The sequence below is a fragment of the Alphaproteobacteria bacterium genome (genome assembly GCA_040905865.1).
Lineage (GTDB): Bacteria > Pseudomonadota > Alphaproteobacteria > UBA8366.
Genome location: JBBDQU010000078.1, coordinates 18375 through 36316 on the forward strand (window position 1 = coordinate 18375; position 17942 = coordinate 36316).

General features: G+C 62.4%; 14 protein-coding genes. All 14 read right to left on the reverse strand.

Annotated elements, in window-relative coordinates:
* Positions 1-210: 210 nt before the first annotated feature.
* The 14 genes from ligA to mraY all read right to left on the reverse strand — a co-directional run bounded on the left by ligA (position 211) and on the right by mraY (position 17942).
* Positions 211-2298, reverse strand: a complete 2088-nt coding sequence (ligA, locus tag WD767_18230) for an NAD-dependent DNA ligase LigA (GenBank protein MEX2618030.1) — start codon at positions 2296-2298, stop codon at positions 211-213.
* On the reverse strand, positions 2295-3965 hold the full coding sequence (recN, locus tag WD767_18235; GenBank protein MEX2618031.1) for a DNA repair protein RecN: 1671 nt from the start codon (positions 3963-3965) through the stop codon (positions 2295-2297). The genes ligA and recN overlap by 4 nt, the downstream gene beginning before the upstream one ends.
* Positions 3966-3972: 7 nt before the next feature.
* Positions 3973-4752 carry an outer membrane protein assembly factor BamD gene (locus WD767_18240; protein MEX2618032.1) on the reverse strand — a complete coding sequence of 260 codons (780 nt, stop codon included), beginning with the start codon at positions 4750-4752 and terminating at the stop codon, positions 3973-3975.
* 124 nt (positions 4753-4876) lie between these two features.
* On the reverse strand, positions 4877-5779 hold the full coding sequence (lpxC, locus tag WD767_18245) for a UDP-3-O-acyl-N-acetylglucosamine deacetylase (GenBank protein MEX2618033.1): 903 nt from the start codon (positions 5777-5779) through the stop codon (positions 4877-4879).
* 262 nt (positions 5780-6041) lie between these two features.
* Positions 6042-7631 carry a cell division protein FtsZ gene (gene ftsZ / locus WD767_18250; GenBank protein MEX2618034.1) on the reverse strand — a complete coding sequence of 530 codons (1590 nt, stop codon included), beginning with the start codon at positions 7629-7631 and terminating at the stop codon, positions 6042-6044.
* A 150-nt stretch (positions 7632-7781) separates the two neighbouring features.
* On the reverse strand, positions 7782-9020 hold the full coding sequence (gene ftsA / locus WD767_18255; GenBank protein ID MEX2618035.1) for a cell division protein FtsA: 1239 nt from the start codon (positions 9018-9020) through the stop codon (positions 7782-7784).
* Positions 9021-9066: 46 nt separating this feature from the next.
* On the reverse strand, positions 9067-9927 hold the full coding sequence (locus WD767_18260) for a cell division protein FtsQ/DivIB (GenBank protein ID MEX2618036.1): 861 nt from the start codon (positions 9925-9927) through the stop codon (positions 9067-9069).
* Positions 9915-10832, reverse strand: a complete 918-nt coding sequence (locus WD767_18265) for a D-alanine--D-alanine ligase (GenBank protein MEX2618037.1) — start codon at positions 10830-10832, stop codon at positions 9915-9917. The genes WD767_18260 and WD767_18265 overlap by 13 nt, the downstream gene beginning before the upstream one ends.
* The gene (gene murB / locus WD767_18270) at positions 10829-11785 is read right to left on the reverse strand and encodes a UDP-N-acetylmuramate dehydrogenase (protein MEX2618038.1); all 957 of its coding nucleotides are present in this window, start codon (positions 11783-11785) and stop codon (positions 10829-10831) included. Before murB ends, WD767_18265 begins: the two co-directional genes overlap by 4 nt.
* Positions 11782-13209 (reverse strand): UDP-N-acetylmuramate--L-alanine ligase, encoded by a 1428-nt coding sequence (gene murC / locus WD767_18275; protein ID MEX2618039.1) that lies wholly within the window; start codon positions 13207-13209, stop codon positions 11782-11784. Before murC ends, murB begins: the two co-directional genes overlap by 4 nt.
* Positions 13206-14351: an undecaprenyldiphospho-muramoylpentapeptide beta-N-acetylglucosaminyltransferase gene (murG, locus tag WD767_18280; protein ID MEX2618040.1), complete on the reverse strand. Its 1146-nt coding sequence runs from the start codon at positions 14349-14351 to the stop codon at positions 13206-13208. Before murG ends, murC begins: the two co-directional genes overlap by 4 nt.
* A complete protein-coding gene (locus WD767_18285) occupies positions 14348-15466 on the reverse strand; it encodes a putative peptidoglycan glycosyltransferase FtsW (GenBank protein ID MEX2618041.1) in 1119 nt (372 codons plus the stop codon). Before WD767_18285 ends, murG begins: the two co-directional genes overlap by 4 nt.
* Entirely contained in the window at positions 15463-16851 is a 1389-nt protein-coding gene (gene murD, locus WD767_18290) for a UDP-N-acetylmuramoyl-L-alanine--D-glutamate ligase (protein ID MEX2618042.1), read from the reverse strand. The genes WD767_18285 and murD overlap by 4 nt, the downstream gene beginning before the upstream one ends.
* Before the next feature lie 5 nt (positions 16852-16856).
* Positions 16857-17942 (reverse strand): phospho-N-acetylmuramoyl-pentapeptide-transferase, encoded by a 1086-nt coding sequence (mraY, locus tag WD767_18295; protein ID MEX2618043.1) that lies wholly within the window; start codon positions 17940-17942, stop codon positions 16857-16859.

Here is a 17942-nt window from a genome sequence, read left to right on the forward strand (position 1 = left end):
AGACACTGTCGCCAGCAGCCGCGCATATTTCGTCGTCGCTCATCAGCACGGTATCAGAAACATTCTCGCAATCAATTTCGCAATTGTCCTGTTAAAGCAAATCGTGATTAATCGGAATCACCCGGGTGATTCCGATTAACACGTGAATCTGCTCTATAGGCGCTTCAGCATCAAGGTCCCGGCTTCGGCCGTTACCGCAGGTTCCGCCATTCATTGCGTCTTTTCGCCGACCATTTCGAGCCATTCGTCTTCGCTCAGGATCGGAATTTCCAGTTCGGCTGCCTTTTTTGCCTTCGAGCCGGCGCCCGGACCGGCTACGACATAGTCGGTCTTGCCGGATACGGAACCGGAAACCTTCGCGCCCAGCGATTCGGCCCGCGCCTTGGCCTCGCCGCGAGTCATTCGTTCCAGCGTGCCTGTAAAGACAATGGTCTTGCCGGCGACGGGCGAATCCGTTGACGATTGAACGAATGGCTCAATCGTCAGGATGTCCTGCAGATCGTCCAGCACTTCCTCGTTATGGCCCTCGGCAAAGAAGGTTATCAGATCGGCGGCGACCGACGGACCGATGCCATCGATACCCAACAGGGTCGCCAGGGCCTCCGACTCTTCGTTCCGCGCTTCGATCATCGCGGTCCGGAAGGCATCGAACGTACCGTAGTTGCGGGCCAGAAGCCGGGCATTTGCCTGACCGACCTGGCGCACTCCAAGCGCGTAGATGAACCGGTCGAGGGGGATCGTTCGCCGCGCATCGATTGCCGACATCAGATTCGCCAGCGATTGCTCGCCCCAGCCTTGCCGTTTCGCAAACGCCTCTTTCCGGTCCCGCAGCCTGAAAATATCCGCAGGCGTCCTGATCAGCCCGTCTGCCACGAAGGCCTCTATATGTTTGCCACCCAATCCTTCAATGTCGAAGGCGTTGCGGCTGACGAAATGCTTCAGTTTCTCCAGCGATTGCGCCGGACAGACGAGGCCGCCCGTGCAGCGGCGCACGACTTCGCCTTCCTCCTGCACGACGGCGCTGCCGCATTCCGGGCAGTGGGTAGGGAAGTCGAAGGCTTTCGAATCCACCGGCCGTTTGCCCAGGACGACCTCGACAACCTGCGGGATGACATCGCCGGCACGCTGGATGACGACGGTGTCGCCGGTGCGGATATCCTTGCGCGCGATTTCGTCGGCGTTATGCAGCGTCGCCCGGCTGACGACAACGCCGCCGACCGTGACCGGCTCCAGTTCCGCCACGGGAGTCAGGGCGCCGGTGCGGCCGACCTGGATGGAAATACGACGCAGGATCGTTTCCGCGCGCTCGGCGGCAAATTTATGGGCGATTGCCCAGCGGGGCGCGCGGCTGACCATGCCAAGTCGCGCCTGCCAGTCCAGCCGGTTTACCTTGTAGACGATTCCGTCGATATCGTATGGCAGGCTTGCGCGGCTTGCCGCGATTTCCGCGTATAGCGCCAATGCCGCCGCGGTATCGTTGCAGCAGCGCGACAGGGGATTGATCGAAAACCCCCATTCCTTCAGCCGGGTGAGCAGGTCCCAGTGGGTCTGCGCGATTGCCGCGCTGGTCTGGCCGGTCGCGTAGGCAAAAAAGCGCAGAGGACGGCTGGCGGTGATTTTCGGATCGAGCTGCCGCAGGCTGCCCGCTGCCGCATTGCGCGGGTTCGCAAAAGGCCGGTTGCCCGCTGCCTGCTGCCGTTCGTTCAGGGCGAGGAAATCGTCGCGACGCATATAGACTTCACCGCGCACTTCAAACACCTCCGGCGCATTGCCCGGCAGGGTATCGGGAATGTCCGGGATGGTGCGCAGGTTCGTGGTGATATCTTCACCGACCGATCCGTCGCCCCGGGTCGCGCCTGTCTTGAAGACGCCGTTTTCGTATCGCAGGGATGCGGACAGGCCATCGATTTTCGGTTCGGCAACAATTGCCAGCGCCTCCGTTCCGGGCAGGTTCAGAAACCGGCGTATCCGGACTGTGAACTCGTTTACGTCGTCCGCGCTGAAGGCATTGGCGAGCGACAGCATCGGCTGCGCATGGGCGACCTTGGCGAATCCGGCCGATGGCGCCGCGCCGACCCGGGTGCTGGGACTGTCCGGGCGAACCAGGTGGGGAAACCGCGCTTCCAGGACGTCGTTGCGCCGGCGCAATGCATCATAGGCCGCATCGGAAATTTGCGGCGCATCCTGCTGATGGTAAAGCCGGTCATGCCGCGCGATTTCGGCGGCCAGCGTCGTCAGTTCCCGTTTGGCGTCTTCTTCGGTCAATTCGTCCGGTGGCGCCGGTTCCCGGTCTGTCATGGCACGTGTCCTTCCATAAGACGCCGCGCGGCGGCCCTGGCCTCTTCGGTTACGGCGGCGCCGGAAAGCATGCGCGCCAGCTCCTCATGCCGTTCCGCGCTGGAGAGGCGTTCGACGCCGGTCGTCACCCGGCCGCTCGACATGGCCTTGTGGACGCGCAGGTGGTCCGCGCCGCGCGCCGCCACCTGTGGCGAATGGGTCACGACGAGGACCTGAAGCTGATCCGCCAGTCGCCGCAACCGCTCGCCCACCGCATGCGCCGTCGCCCCGCCGATGCCGCTATCGACTTCATCGAAGACGAGCGAGGGCTGCGCCCTCATCGTTGCGAGGGATACCTTGATCGCCAGCATGAACCGGGACAATTCGCCGCCGGATGCAATGCGACCGATGGGTCCCGCCGTTTCGCCCGGATTGGTGGCGACGGTGAAGCTGGCGCGGTCTATTCCGTTTTCGTACCAGTGTGCTTCGGGCAGGCGTTCCATTTTCGTGGTGAATACGGCCCGTTCCAGTTTCAGCGGCACGAGTTCCGCCTGCACCGCCTTGTCCAGTCTGGCGGCGGTCTTGATCCGCGACTGGCTCAGATGTTCCGCCTTTTCGAGATAGCTTTTGCGCGCCTTGATAACGGCGGCGGTCAGCATCGAAATCGCTTCTGTCTGGTTGTCAATCAGCGCCAGCCGTTCCTGCATTTTCTGGCGGAGCGCGGGCAGCGCATTAGCATCGACGCGATGCTTGCGGGCGAGTTCGCGCAGGGCGAATAGCCGTTCCTCCGTCGTGCCGAGGCGGGCATCGTCGATTTCGATGGCATGCCCGGCGGCGTTCAGCGCATCGGACGCGGTTTCGACTTCGTCCAGCGCCCGGTCGAGCGCGGCAACGGCCTCGTCGAGTTGCCCGTCGGCGGATCCGGCGACCCGTTCCAGCCGCCGCAAGGCGTTCCGCAGAGATTCGGTGACCGCGACCCGCGGTTTCATGTCGGCCTGTGCGGCGTTGACCGCCTCAACCAGATGGCTCGCCTGCATCAGACGTTGCCGTTCGCGGCTTAGCGCCGCATCTTCATCGGGTCGCGGATCAAATTTGTCCAGTTCCTCCAGCGCGTGGCGCAGGTAATCCTCGTCCTGCCGCGCCTGTTCGGATTCCGTTTTCACCTGATCGAGTGCGCCGCGCGCATCACGCCAGGCGCGATAGGCCCGCGCGGTTTCCGCAGCCTGATCCTGTAATCCGCCAAAGGCGTCCAGCAGCGGCAGGTGAGTCGCCGGATCGAGGAGGCCCTGCTGCGCGAACTGTCCCTGTACCTCGATCAGCAGCGCGCCGACCTGCTTCATGAATCCCACGCTGGTCGCCTGGTCGTTGATGAATGCACGGGTCCGCCCGGCGGCATTCAGAGTGCGGCGCAGAATCAGGACATCATCCGACTCAATGCCATGTTCCCGCAGCAGGGCATGGACCGGATGGCTGGAATCAATCTCGAACGTCGCTGTAACAGTGGCCTCGCCGCCGTCCTGGCGCAGGAGACCGGTATCGGCCCGTTCCCCGATCGCCAGGCCGAGCGCATCCAGAAGGATGGACTTGCCGGCGCCTGTTTCGCCGGTAAAGACGCAGAGTCCCTTTTGGAAGGAGAGATCGAGTTTTTCGATCAGAACGACATTGCGAATGCTGAGCGTCGTCAACATCGAGGGATTATTTCGTCCAGTCCCACATCCAGCTGAGCCAGGACCCCTCTTTCAGGGCGGGTTGCAGATTGCCCTTGTCCAGCAGCGCGTAACTGTCTTCGTACCAGCTGCTGCCGGGGAAATTGTGACCCAGAACGGCAGCCGCCATCTGCGCCTCGTCTGTAATGCCAAGCGCCAGATAGTTCTCGGTCAGCCGCAGCAACGCTTCGGGAACATGCGTGGTTGTCTGGTAGTCGCGTAGCACGACGCGGTAGCGGTTGATGGCGGCCAGATTGTCGCCACGCTTCTGGTAATACCGGCCGACAGCCATTTCCTTGCCGGCCAGATGGTCGTGCACCAGGTCGATCTTGGCGCGTGCGTCCCGGCCATACTTGCTGTCCGGATAGCGCTGGATAACGTTGTCAAGGGCGGCCAGCGCCAGTTCCGTCATCTTCTGATCACGGCCAACATCTGAAATCTGTTCGTAATAACACAGGGCTTTCAGGTAATACGCATAGGGCGCATCGTTGTTGCCCGGGTGCAGTTCGATGAAACGTTCGACGCCGACGATGGCTTCGTCGTAGTCGTCGCGTTTATACGATGCATAGGCCGACATCAGTTGCGCCTTGGTCGCCCAGACCGAATAGGGATGCTGCCGTTCGACTTCGTCGAATGAACTGATGGCGTCCTTGTAAAGGCCGGCCTGCAGGGCATCGACGCCGAAATTATACAGTCGCTCGACCGACTGTTCGACATAGGCGGGCTCTTCTATCGTACAGGCGGCGACGGACACACACGCGAAGAGCATGATTAATCGGCGAAATGATATCGAAAGGAAACGCATGCGGGCACGACCCTATTTTGATACAGGCGGTAATATATCACCGGCTGCGGGGATTTCCCACAGGAACCATACTCGAAATCGGGGCAAATCAGGCGCTGGCGGCGACCGCGCGGGTATCCCAGGTCGGGGCGCTCATTCCGGCCGGGCGAGTGCCTGAAACCGTGGTCCAGGCCGAATCCTGGTCGAACAGGGCGCGCAGCAGCTTGTGATGCATCGCGTGGCCCGATCTGACGCCGCGGAATTTTCCAAGCATCGGACCGCCTGCAAGATACATGTCGCCGATACAATCGAGAACCTTGTGGCGTACAAATTCGTCAGTGTACCGCAAACCGCCCTCATTGACGACCTTGTCGCCATCGACGACAACCGCATTGTCGAGCGAGCCGCCCCGGGCGAAGCCGGCCTTGACCATCGCCTGCACTTCATGCAGGAAACCGAAGGTGCGGGCGCGGCAGATATCCGCCTTGAAGGCGGGGCCGGAAACATCCAAGCTGAGACCCTGGCGGCCAATGGCGGCGCTGTCGAATTCGATGTCGAGGGTGATGGAAAACCCGTTATAGGATTCCAGCGATGCGACGCTGTCGCCGTCACGCACCGTTACCGGACGCAACACCCGGATCATGCGCCGGGGAAAGTCCTGCTCGACGATGCCGGCCTGTTCGATCAGCGCGACAAACGGTTCCGCGCTACCGTCCATGATCGGAATTTCGGGACCGTTCACTTCGATGACGGCATTGTCTATTGCACAGCCCGCCAGCGCGGCCATGAGGTGTTCGACCGTCGCAATAAGCACTCCGTGTTCGTTGACAAGGGTCGTGCAGAGCTCGGTCGCTCCGATAAAATCGCAATGCGCGGGAATGACGCTCACCGTAGCCGGCACATCCGTGCGGCGGAACAGGATACCGCTTTCCGGCGCCGCCGGGTGTATCGCCAGCGAAACAGGGACCCCGCCATGCAGGCTGATACCGGAACATCGTACGCTGCTTCTCAAGCTTCGCTGCCAGAAAGAATCTACCAGCCTTGTTATTTTCTCCATTACTCGGGAGACCCCTCTCGCCGGACGCCGGCCAATCATTACCGGCTATTGGTTACCGGTTTGATCGGTCAGCGTTTTTTTAACGCATTAACCTGATTGCAGGTGTAACAACCGACCCAGTCGAGCTCAAATCACTCTTTGTTACCAATTGTTACGTAGCCGCGTTGTCTGCGCGGCTACGTAACATTCTGATATTACGCCGGTTTTAGCAGGGGCCTCAGTTTGCCTGACGACGCAGGAAAGCCGGTATCTCCAGCATTTCCTCTTCCGCCGCCGAGGTGCTGGGAGAACTGGACGAATCGAGCCCGCTCAGGCTGGCCTGACCGCCTGTCTCCTGTGGCCGCGTCGTGGGCGCGGGACGCGCCGGACCGGCGGCTTTCGGCGCAAGACGCGGTTCTTCAGCCTGCGGCTTCTGCGGCCGCCCGCTGCCCGTCATGCGTTCGAAAAGGGACAACCCCCGGCGGCGTTCCTTCGGCGGCTCGCTGCGGGCGTTTTCCATCGCCGCCGCGGCAAAAGGCTCCGCTTTCCCCCGGCTGCTGTTTGCGTCGCCCGGGCGTGCCGGACGCGGCGGGATGAATGCCGGACGATCCGACACCGCTGCTTTCGGGGCCAGCGGCTCGGGGACGGGTTCCGGCTCCCGCGCGACAGCCTGGACGACTTCGTTTTCCCGGGCGGTGGCGATTGCCGGCTCTTCTTCGGAATGTCCGGTTTCGACCCGCTGCGGTTCCATTTCCGTTTCCGGTTCCGGTTCCATAGCGACTTCGACAATCTGTTCCGGTTCCGCGACGTTTTCCACCGGTTCGGCAGCGACGCTGACGGCCGGCTTGGCGACGGCGCGGGACAGGCCGACAGGTAGCGGCCGGTAGTCGGACTGTTCGACCGCTTCAATACCTGTCGCAACCACGGATACCCGGATAATCCCTTCAATGGATTCGTCAAAGGTCGACCCGAAAATGATATTGGCGTCGGGATCGACTTCGTCGCGGATCCGGTTTGCGGCCTCGTCGACTTCGAAGAGGGTCATGTCCGGCCCGCCGGTGATGTTGATGAGCACGCCTCTCGCGCCTTTCATCGTCACATCGTCCAGCAGCGGGTTTGAAATGGCCCGTTCGGCGGCTTCGGTGGCGCGCTTGTCGCCTTCCGCTTCGCCAGTGCCCATCATGGCCTTGCCCATCTCGCTCATAACCGTGCGAATATCGGCAAAGTCGAGATTGATGAGGCCCGGCATGACCATCAGGTCGGTCACGCCGCGAACGCCCGAATGCAGCACGTCATCGGCCATGTTGAACGCATCCGCAAAGGTTGTCTTCTCATTGGCGATGCGGAACAGGTTCTGGTTGGGGATGATGATCAGCGTGTCGACGAACTGCTGCAGTTCCTCGATTCCGGCTTCCGCGATCTTCATCCGGCGGTTGCCTTCGAACTGGAACGGTTTCGTGACCACCCCGACTGTCAGAATGCCCTGTTCCCGGGCCGCCCTGGCAATAACGGGCGCCGCGCCGGTGCCCGTGCCGCCGCCCATGCCGGCCGCGATGAACACCATATGGGTGCCGTTGAGGTGATGCTGGATTTCGTCCAGCGCCTCTTCGGCCGCTGCGGCGCCTATTTCGGGCCGCGAGCCCGCACCCAGCCCCTCGGTCGTGCTCAGACCCATCTGGATCTTGCGTTCGGCGAGGGAATGGCTCAGGGCCTGTGAATCCGTATTACAGACGACAAAGTCGACTCCTTCGAGATTCGAGCGAATCATGTTGTTGACGGCGTTGCCTCCAGCGCCGCCGACACCCACGACGAGGATACTCGGACTCAAGATGGTTTCCGACTTTGGCATGCTGAGGTTTATTGTCATGAGATCTGCCTCCAGGATACCGGTTATAATATCAGAATGTTCCGGCGAATGCCGGGATATTCCCGCGTCGTCGAGACGCCGCGAGGAATTTCGTTGCGGGGGGCCGCGATTCTAGAAATGTTCACGGAACCACCCTCCAAAACGGCCGAACGGGCCGCGATATGACTTGATGACCCCGGCTTCCGCCGGCCTGATTTCGCCGCGATCGTCGGCGGCGTAGGTCAGCAGCCCCGCAGCCGTCGCAAAGGCGGGCCCACCGGTCGCTTCCGCGAGCCCGGCGATTCGCATCGGCCGGCCCAACCGGACCTGTTTGTCCAGGATCTGGCTGGCGAGGAGCCGGACATCATTGATCTGGCTGGCGCCGCCCGTCAGGACCACCCGGCGACCGGCCAGCTTGTCAAAGCCGCTCAGTTCGAGTCGTTCTCGGACGAGTTCAAAGGTCTCTTCCAGTCGGGGTGCTATTATGCTGACGATGAAGGATTTCGGGACACGGTTGACGGTGCCTTCTTCTTCCTCGCCGATTTGCGGCGCATCGACGATGTCGCGTTCGTCGTTCGGTGACGACAGTGCGCTGCCGTAAAGTGTCTTCAGCCGTTCGGCGTGACTTAGCGGGGTGGACAGGCCGCGGGCGATGTCGTTGGTGACATGCGTGCCGCCGACCGGAATCGTATCCGTAAAGGCCAGCGTGCCATCGTAGAAGACGGCTACGGAGGTCGTGCCGCCGCCCATGTCGATGACCGTGACGCCGAGATCCGTTTCGTCTTCGACCAGGCACGACAACCCCGAGGCATAGGCGCTGACAACATGGCCGCGGACGTTCAGGTGGCATCGGCCGATGCAGGTATTGAGGTTCTGGATGGCGCTGGCGGCGACGGAAACAGTTCGTACCTGTACGCCCAGCTTTTGCCCGGACAATCCGCGCGGATCGCGGATGCCGTTCGAGCCGTCAATCTTGTACCCTGCCGGGATGGCATGCACGAGCGCGCGTTCATTACCGGTGTCGCGCAGGCGGTTTTCGTTGAACAGGCGGCGCATTTCGCCGTCACCGATGGCGCCGCTCTCAATCGTGGTTTCCAGAATCATCTGGCCGCTTTCGGGGTGGCCGCAGCTGACATTGACGAAGACGTCGCGAATCTGTTCGCCTGCCATCTGTTCCGCCGCATAAACGGCGCTGATCACCGAATGCTGGGCTTCTTCCATATTGACGATCGTACCCGCCTTGAGTCCCCGGCTGGCGTGATGGCCGATTCCAGTCACGCGAACGCGATCGTTTTCGTCGATTTCCGCGACGAAGCAGCAGATCTTGCTGGTGCCGATGTCCAGCGCTGTAATCAGTTCCTTGCGGGCCAAGACCTGTTTTCCTTTCCTTTGGTCCGGTTACGCGAAAATTGCGTCTTCATGTGCTGTCTCCACGGTCCCGCTGTTGAACGATCAGGCGGTCGCGGATACGCAGATCGACGACCGAAATGTTCCGGCTTAAGATTTTGCTGTCGCGGTCCAGGGTAACCAGCCGCGACCAGGCGGCCTGCGGATCGGATTCCGGAAGGTGGATATCGATGCCGTCGTCGAGCTGAAGGTTCCAGCGCCGGTTGCCAACCCAGATGCCGGCCCGCACCCTCTGCATCAGGTGCGGCGCGCTTGTCAGCATGTCGAGAAGCGCCGGCGCGTGCTTCGGCGCGGCTTCGCCGATGATGACCTTCAGATGCGTATAGCGTTCCAGCCCCTCTGCGCCGATGACTTCGCCGTGGGGATCGACCAGGACAAATTGTCCGTTGCGCTGCCAGATCGCCATCGCGGTACGCTCCTTGATGCTGACATACAGGGTCCCCGGCAGCCGCCGCTGGACAACCGCATCCGCAACCCAGCCCAGCGCGCGCAGACGGCTTCTGATCGCTTCGGTATCGATGGTGAGGATCGGGTCGTTCTGTCGAACCCCGATTGCATTCAGCAACTGGGCGCGGGTCGTTTCGGTGCGGCCCTCGACAAGGATCTCGTCGACCGAAAGACCGGCGCGGACAGAGGCTTCGGTTGCGGAGACGATGAGATGATCCGTCAGTCGCGCCACCATACCGGATGACCACGCCCAATAGGCGCCGCTGCCGGCGCCGCCTATGAGAAGCAAAAAGCCGGCGGCATGCAGCGCGGGACGGCGCCAGCGCGGCGCGACGCGCCGGCGTTGCGCCTTCCGGTTTATCTTCCCGCGCGGCGACTTTTCCTGGCCGCGCCAGAGGCCCAGGGTGGAAATCAGCTGTCGCATGCGGCGTTCTCCACCATCCATGTGACCAGCTCGCCGAACGGCATGCCTGCATGGGCGGCCTGTTCGGGAACGAGCGACAGCGGCGTCATGCCCGGCTGGGTATTCAGTTCCAGCATGTAGAGCTGCCCCGGTTCGCCCGCCGTGTCGTCGTAACGGAAATCCGAACGGCTGACGCCCTGGCATCCCAGGGTGCGGTGCGCCGTGACGGCGTATTCCATGGCCAGACGGGCGACGTCATCGGGAATCGGCGCCGGGCAGAGATGAACGGTCTTCCCTTCGGTATATTTCGACTCGTAGTCGTAGAACCCGGTCAGCGGCCGCAACTCCGTTACCCCCAGCGCCCTGTCGCCCATTACGGCGACGGTCAACTCGCGGCCGGGGATGAATGTCTCGACAAGCGCCGTATCGCCGAAGGGCCATTCACGGGTTGGAACCCGGTTGTCGCCGGGTCGAACGATGTACACGCCGACACTCGACCCTTCGTCATTCGGCTTGATCACATAGGGCGGTTCAAGGTCGGTGCAGGCGCTGATCTGATCCAGCGTCATGACCCGGCCGTCGGGACAGGGAATTCCCTTCGCGCCGAACAGGATCTTCGCCTTCTGCTTGTCCATGGCGACGGCGGAGGCGAGGACGCCGGAATGGGTGTAGGGAATGCCGAGAAGATCCAGCAGCCCCTGTATCTTGCCGTCCTCGCCATGGCGGCCGTGCAAGGCGTTGAAAACGACATCCGGCTTTTGCGTTATCAGGGCGGCGATCATGGCCTGGATGTCGCCGGTGACATCGATGCAGGCGATCCGGAAGCCGCATTTACGCAACGCGTCGGCACAGGCCTTGCCGGTGACAAGCGATACCTCCCGCTCTGCCGACGTGCCGCCCATCAAAACCGCAACGGATTTCTTCATGCCGCACCGCCATTGGCCGTATGGCCTGGAATGACCGAAGCCGGCTGGCCGATGCGCTGGATTTCCCATTCCAGCAGAACACCGGAATTATCCTGAACCCGTTGCCGGACAGTCTCGCCCAGCACCTCGATATCGGCGGCGCATGCCGCACCGGTATTGATCAGGAAGTTGCAATGCTGCTCGGATACCTGCGCACCGCCGATGCGTAATCCCCGGCAACCTGCCTGGTCGATCAGTTCCCAGGCCTTGATTCCCTCCGGATTCTTGAAGGTGGAGCCGCCAGTCTGGGTGCGCACCGGCTGGGTTTGCGTCCGCGCTTCGGAAATTTCCGCCATGCGGGCCGCGATAGCGTCCCTGTCGCCGGGGGCAATCCGAAGCTCGGCACGGACAAAGACCCAGTCATCCGGCACCTGGCTGTGACGGTATGAGAATCCCATCGCTTCGCAGCTCAGGACATTCAGGACGCCGGCGGGATCGATCGCCCGGGTGCGGATGACGACATCCCGGGTTTCCCGCTGATAGGCGCCGGCATTCATACGCAGGATGCCGCCGACGGAGCCGGGAATGCCCGACAGGAATTCCAGGCCCGCGAATCCTTCGCGCTGTGCCGTGCGCGCCACGTTAATCGCCAGCGCCGCGGCGCCTGCCGCAATGGTCTCTTCCTCGATTGAAATGCGCGAAAACGCCCGCCCAAGCCGGATCACCACGCCGGGCACGCCGCCATCCCGGACAAGCAGATTGGAGCCGACGCCGATAATCGTGACCGGGATATCGCGCGGCTTCTCGGCGAGAAAATACCGCAGGTCATATTCGTCCGCGGGTTCGAACATGACCTCCGCCGGGCCGCCGACCTTGAACCAGACGATTCGCGACAGCGGATAGTTTTCCCTGTAGGCGCCGCGAATTTGCGGCAGACGGTCAACAAGTCTCGGATTGCCGGTCATGACATTCATTGCCCCGTCTCCGCCGGCGCGTCCGACAGCTGACGTAAAGCGCCGGGCAGGTCATTGGCCCAGTTGCTGATCGATCCGGCGCCGAGACAGACCACAAGGTCGCCCGGCGCGGCCATTTCGCGGACCAGCGCGGGCAGATCGGCAGGATCGTCCAGCGGCGAAACCTGACGGTGTCCGTGGGTGCGCAATCCCTGGATCAGCGCATCGCGGTTGATTCCTTCGATCGGCGCCTCACCGGCCGGGTATACATTGGCGACGATAACCGAGTCCGCATCGTTGAAGCAGGCGCAGAATTCCTCGAACAGATCCTTCAGGCGGGAATAGCGGTGGGGCTGGACCACGGCGATGACACGGCGACGGGTCACCGCGCGCGCGGCTTTCAGGACCGCCGCGATTTCCACCGGGTGATGGCCGTAGTCGTCGATTATGGTGACGCCTCCGGTTTCGCCCGTTTTCGTGAAACGCCGCTTTACGCCGCTGAAATCCTTCAGCCCGCGCGCGATTGCTTCGTCACTGATCCCCATCTCGTTCGCGACGGCGATGGCGGCCAGGGCGTTCAGCATGTTGTAGGCGCCGAACATCGGCAGTTCGATCCTCTTCAGCACACGGGCCCGGTCGTCGCGCGAATCGATCACGACATCGAAGGTGACGCCGGCGGGACCTGTTTGCAGATTTTCGCCGCGGATTTCCGCCTGCGGGTTTGTGCCATAGGTCACAAGCCGACGGCTGCTGATCTGACCGATCAGCGTCTGCACGTCGGAATCGTCAATGCACAGCGCGGCGAATCCGTAGAAGGGTATGTTCTGCACGAAGGTTCGGAACGCTTCCTTCTCCGCATCGAAACCGCCATAGAAATCAAGGTGCTCCGGATCCATATTGGTCACGATGGCGATGGTTGCCGGCAGTTTGGTGAAGGTGCCGTCGGATTCGTCCGCTTCCACGACCATCCAGTCGCCATCGCCCAGGCGCGCATTGGTGCCGTAGGCGTTGATGATGCCGCCATTGATGACGGTCGGGTCCAGTTCCGCTGCTTCAAGCAGGGCGGCGACCATCGAAGTGGTTGTGGTCTTGCCATGGGTGCCGCCGATGGCGATCGACCATTTCAGGCGCATCAGTTCACCCAGCATTTCCGCGCGGCGGACAACCGGAATCATGCGCGCCAGCGCCTCGGTCATTTCGGGGTTTTCCGGCCTGATGGCCGACGAGACCACGACGACCTGCGCATCCGTGACATTGTCCGCCGCGTGGCCGACAATGACCTGAATGCCGAGTTTGCGCAGTCGGGCGACATTGGCGCCTTCCGCGACATCGCTGCCCTGCACCTGATAACCGAGGTTATGCAGGATCTCGGCGATCCCGGACATGCCGATGCCGCCAATACCGATGAAGTGAATCAGGCCGATGGACAGGGGCATCGCTCTCATGCGGCTTCCTCCCGCAGCGTGGCATGCGCGCCGTTTCCGTTTTCTCTGATGACGCCCAGGACCAGGTTTGCCAGCCGCTCGGCGGCTTCCGGCATTCCGGAACGCGCCGCGCAGCGCGCAGCCATTTCCAGCGTCGAGCTTACGGAAAAAAGCGATTTCAGCCGGTCGGACAGGACCGTTGGCGTAAAATCGCTGTCCGGAATCATCCAGGCGCCGCCGGAATCGCAAAACCGCGCCGCGTTCGCCGTCTGGTGATCGTCGATGGCGTGCGGATAGGGCACCAGTATGGCCGGCCGGCCGGCACAGGACAGTTCGGCCGTCGTGGATGCGCCGGCGCGGCAGATCACCAGATGCGCCTCGCTGAGGCGTCCGGGGATGTCGTTGAAGAACGGCGCAAGGACAGCTTCCGTCTCCGTCCGCGCATAGGCGGCCCGGACGGAATCGATATCCTCCCGGCGGCATTGCTGGGTAATGCGGATTCGCCTGCGCAAACCGTCCGGCAGGGCCGCCAGCGCCTCGGGAACGACTTTTGAAAAAATCGACGCGCCCTGGCTGCCACCCGTGACGAGCATATGGATCGGCGATTCCGCATCCAGCGGCGGATACGGATTGTTCCGGATCGCCAGAATTTCGGGTCGGACAGGATTCCCCGTCCAGACGGTTCGTTCCAGATCCGCATCGCGCAGGAATGCCGTGGTCTTGAAGGCGGTAGCGATCCGGCTGGCACGTGGCGCGAGCACGCGATTGGCGCGGCCCAGAACGGCATTCTGTTCGTGGATCACCGTCTTGATCTTCAGGTGCGAAGCCGCCAGCATGGTCGGAATTGTCGGGTATCCGCCGAAGCCGACAACCACATCCGGTTTCATGTCGCGAAGCAGGTTCCGCGACTGGAAAAAGCCGATCGCGAGCCGGAACAGGGCGACACCTTTCGTAAGGGGGCCGCGCCCGCTGATGCCGGCGGCCTGGATAAAGCGGGTTTCAACGCCGGCGAATGATTCGCCGTAGGAATTGCCGCGCCGGTCCGTGATCAGGGCCAGCCTGTGACCCTGCGCCAACAGGTTTTCGGCCAGCGCCTGGGCGGGAAAAACATGGCCGCCCGTACCGCCGCTGGACAGGATGATCAGCTTGCCGTCTGCAGTCATCGCTGGCTCCCCGGACGGCGGCGGGTCAGCGCCAGCAGCATTCCCATGCCGAGGCCGAGCGCCAGGAGCGACGATCCGCCATAGGAAATGAAGGGTAGGGTCATGCCCTTGGTCGGCATCAGGTTGACGGTCGAGGCCATGTTGATGATGGCCTGCAGGGCGAACTGCACGATCAGGCCGGTTGCCGCCAGCACGATGAAAAGATCCGTATCCGCCAGCACCCGGACGAGGCCGCGCAGGATGATAAAGACGAACAGGGCGATTATGATGAAACAGGCCAGCAGGCCGAATTCCTCGCCGGCGACAGCAAAAATGAAATCGGCATGGGCGTCGGGCAGAAACGCTTTTGCCGTTCCCTCGCCGGCGCCGCGGCCCAGCAACCCGCCATTCAGGAACGCCTCCATCGCCCGGTCGATCTGGTAACTGTCTCCCGAGGCCGGATCGAGGAACCGGTCGATCCGGCTGCTGACATGGGGAAAGACGAAATAGGCGACAACCATCGCCAGGATTCCGGCAATGCCGATCATAAAGACCCAGCTCATCGAAAGCCCGGCCAGAAACCACTGGATAAACCAGATGGCGGTCACGACGATGGCCTGCCCGATATCGGGTTGCGCCAGCAACAGCGAGAGCACGATCAGATAGAGGACGCAGGATATCAGGTAGCCGGGAATATCCTCGCCGAGGCGGCGGGCCGAAAACATCCAGGCCGCGACGACGGCAAAGGTCGGCTTGATGAATTCCGAGGGTTGCAGCGAAAAGCCCGCAATGATCAGCCAGCGCTGCGAACCCTTGATTTCCGGGCCGACAAGCAGCGTCAGGATCAGCAGGCCGATCGTGCCGGCGAAGGCGATGGCGCCGACCCGCCGGATATTGCGCGGTTCCAGCAGGGAGACCGCGATCATCAACGCGATGGCGGGCACGATCATCAACGCCTGCCGACGCACGAAATACAGCGAATCCAGGCCAATCCGCTCCGCAACCGGCGGGCTCGCCGCGACGGTGAGGACGAGGCCGAATGCGGTCAGCAGGCCGAAGCCCAGCAATGTCCAGTGATCGACGGTCCACCACCAACGGCCCAGGATTGAGGTGTCGTCGCGCGCGATCGGCCTCATGGCGCCGCCTCCCCGGTCGTGGAGAGGCGCCGGACAAGGCGACCGAATTCACGGCCGCGTTCCTCGAAATTGGGAAACTGGTCGAAGGAGGCGCAGGCCGGCGACAGCAGGACCACCGCATCTTCCGGATGTTCCGAACTAACCGCCGCGTGGGCATCCTGTACTGCCTGCGCCAGGGTGCCTGAAACTTGCGTATCGATTTTGTCAGACAGCGCCGTATTGAACGCTTCCGCGGCCTCGCCAATCAGATAGGCGCGCCGGATGCGCGGCAGGAAGGGGGCTATGGCTTCCAGCCCGCCTTCCTTTGGCTTGCCGCCCGCGATCCAGTAAATCACGGGATAACTGCCAAGCGCCTTGGCGGCGGCTTCCGGGTTGGTCGCCTTGCTGTCGTTGACGTAGCGGACGCCGGCGATTGTGGCGACCAGTTCCTGGCGATGCGGCAGGCCGGGATAGCTGCGAATGCCGGCCACGATATCCGCGCGGGCCAATCCGGCAGCCTGTGTCGCCGCATAGGCGGCGGCGGCATTCTGCGCATTGTGCGATCCCGGAAGCGTCTGGACATCGCCCAGATCCATGACAGCGACCCGTTCGCCGGCGACGTCGTCATACAGGATGCCGTCTTCGGCATAGACGCCGCCATCGGTTTTCCGGCTGCCGGAAACCGCGATGACCGTCACCGCGGGATTGTCCCGCAATACGTCACAGGTGGCGGCGCTGTCCGGATCGTCGACCCCGACAATGGCGGTGCCGCGGCAATGCTGAAAAATCCGCCGTTTGGCCGCTTTGTAGCCTTCCATGCCGCCGTGGCGGTCAAGATGATCCGGCGTGATATTGAGCAGAATCGCGATATCGAACGCCGCCGATGGCATCAGTTCAAGCTGGAAGGACGACAGTTCCAGCACATAGGTGCCGGATTGGCCCAGAGAGGCCAGGTCGAGTGCCGGCGTGCCCAGGTTGCCGCCGACCTGGACCGGTTGTTTCGCGGTTTCCAGGATGTGACCGATCAGGGCCGTCGTCGTCGATTTCCCATTGGTTCCGGTGATACCGATATAGCGTGCATCCCGTTCGGCGCGGGCCAGCAGTTCGATATCGCCGACGATTTCGGTGCCCTGCGCCCGGGCGCGCGCCGCAACCGGGTGGGGTGCGGGGAAGGTGTGGGGAATGCCGGGGCTGAGCACCAGCGAGTCGACATCCTTCCACAACCCGTTGGTCAGGCTGGTGACCGTTATGCCGGCGGCTTCGGCCTCGGCGCGACGATCGCTGCTGTCATCCCAGGCATATACCTGCGCGCCGCTGGCCAGCAGCGCCCTGGCGGTGGACAGGCCGGATTTGCCCAGCCCCATGACCGCGATGGTTTTGCCTGATGTGGAAGGAATCCGGATCATCGCGCCTACCTCAGCTTCAGTGTGGAGAGGCCGACAAGGGCGAGAACGATGGCGATAATCCAGAACCGGATGACGATGGTCGATTCGGCCCATCCCTTCTTTTCGAAGTGATGGTGCAGCGGCGCCATGGCGAAGACCCGCTTGCCGGTCAGCCTGAACGACGCGACCTGCACGATGACCGAGACTGTCTCCAGGACAAACAGGCCGCCGACAATGGCCAGTACGATTTCATGCTTGGTCACGACGCTGATCGCGCCGAGCGCGCCGCCGACCGCGAGCGACCCCGTATCGCCCATGAAGACCATGGCGGGCGGGGCGTTGAACCACAGGAAACCCAGGCTTGCACCGACCATCGCGCCCGCGAACACGGCGAGTTCGCCGGCGCCGGCGATGTAATGGATTTGCAGGTAGTTCGAATAAACCGTGCTGCCCACCAGATAGGCGATAAATCCGAAACAGCCGGCGGCGATCATCACGGGCACGATGGCCAGCCCGTCCAGCCCGTCGGTCAGGTTGACGGAATTGGAGGCGCCGATCATCACGAAGGCGGCGAAGGGAACGAAGACCCAGCCGAGATTGATCAGAACGCTTTTGAAGAACGGCACGACCAGGGCATCGTTCAGCGGCGGCTGCGTCAGTTGCAGGACCCAGATTGCGGCGGCGACGGAAATCAGCAACTGAAACAGCAGCTTCAACCTGCCGGATAGGCCCTTTGAATTTTTGCGCGACAGCTTCAGATAATCGTCGGCAAAGCCCACCGCGCCGAATCCGATCGTGACGAACAGGACAATCCAGACATAGACGTTGCTGGAATCGGCCCAGAGGATGGTGCTGATCGTGATCGACAGCAGGATCAGGAAGCCGCCCATCGTCGGCGTGCCGATTTTTTTCAGATGGGTATCCGGAACGTCTTCGCGGATGTTGTTGGCCGCCCGCTGCCGGCTTTTCAGCCAGTTGATGACTCTGGGCCCGAACAGGAAGCTGATGATCAGCGCGGTCATGATCGCGCCGCCGGTCCGGAATGTCAGATAGCGGAACAGGTTGAACGCCAGAAAATCTTCCGAGAACGGCACGAGGAAATTGTAGAGCAT

What these genes read in the sequence shown, in the direction of transcription:
- ligA (MEX2618030.1), bottom strand. Translation starts at nt 2,298, where the DNA reads ATGACAGACCGGGAACCGGCGCCACCGGACGAATTGACCGAAGAAGAC.
- recN (MEX2618031.1), bottom strand. Translation starts at nt 3,965, where the DNA reads ATGTTGACGACGCTCAGCATTCGCAATGTCGTTCTGATCGAAAAACTC.
- WD767_18240 (MEX2618032.1), bottom strand. Translation starts at nt 4,752, where the DNA reads ATGCTCTTCGCGTGTGTGTCCGTCGCCGCCTGTACGATAGAAGAGCCC.
- WD767_18260 (MEX2618036.1), bottom strand. Translation starts at nt 9,927, where the DNA reads ATGCGACAGCTGATTTCCACCCTGGGCCTCTGGCGCGGCCAGGAAAAG.
- WD767_18265 (MEX2618037.1), bottom strand. Translation starts at nt 10,832, where the DNA reads ATGAAGAAATCCGTTGCGGTTTTGATGGGCGGCACGTCGGCAGAGCGG.
- murB (MEX2618038.1), bottom strand. Translation starts at nt 11,785, where the DNA reads ATGAATGTCATGACCGGCAATCCGAGACTTGTTGACCGTCTGCCGCAA.
- murC (MEX2618039.1), bottom strand. Translation starts at nt 13,209, where the DNA reads ATGAGAGCGATGCCCCTGTCCATCGGCCTGATTCACTTCATCGGTATT.
- murG (MEX2618040.1), bottom strand. Translation starts at nt 14,351, where the DNA reads ATGACTGCAGACGGCAAGCTGATCATCCTGTCCAGCGGCGGTACGGGC.
- WD767_18285 (MEX2618041.1), bottom strand. Translation starts at nt 15,466, where the DNA reads ATGAGGCCGATCGCGCGCGACGACACCTCAATCCTGGGCCGTTGGTGG.
- murD (MEX2618042.1), bottom strand. Translation starts at nt 16,851, where the DNA reads ATGATCCGGATTCCTTCCACATCAGGCAAAACCATCGCGGTCATGGGG.
- mraY (MEX2618043.1), bottom strand. Translation starts at nt 17,942, where the DNA reads ATGCTCTACAATTTCCTCGTGCCGTTCTCGGAAGATTTTCTGGCGTTC.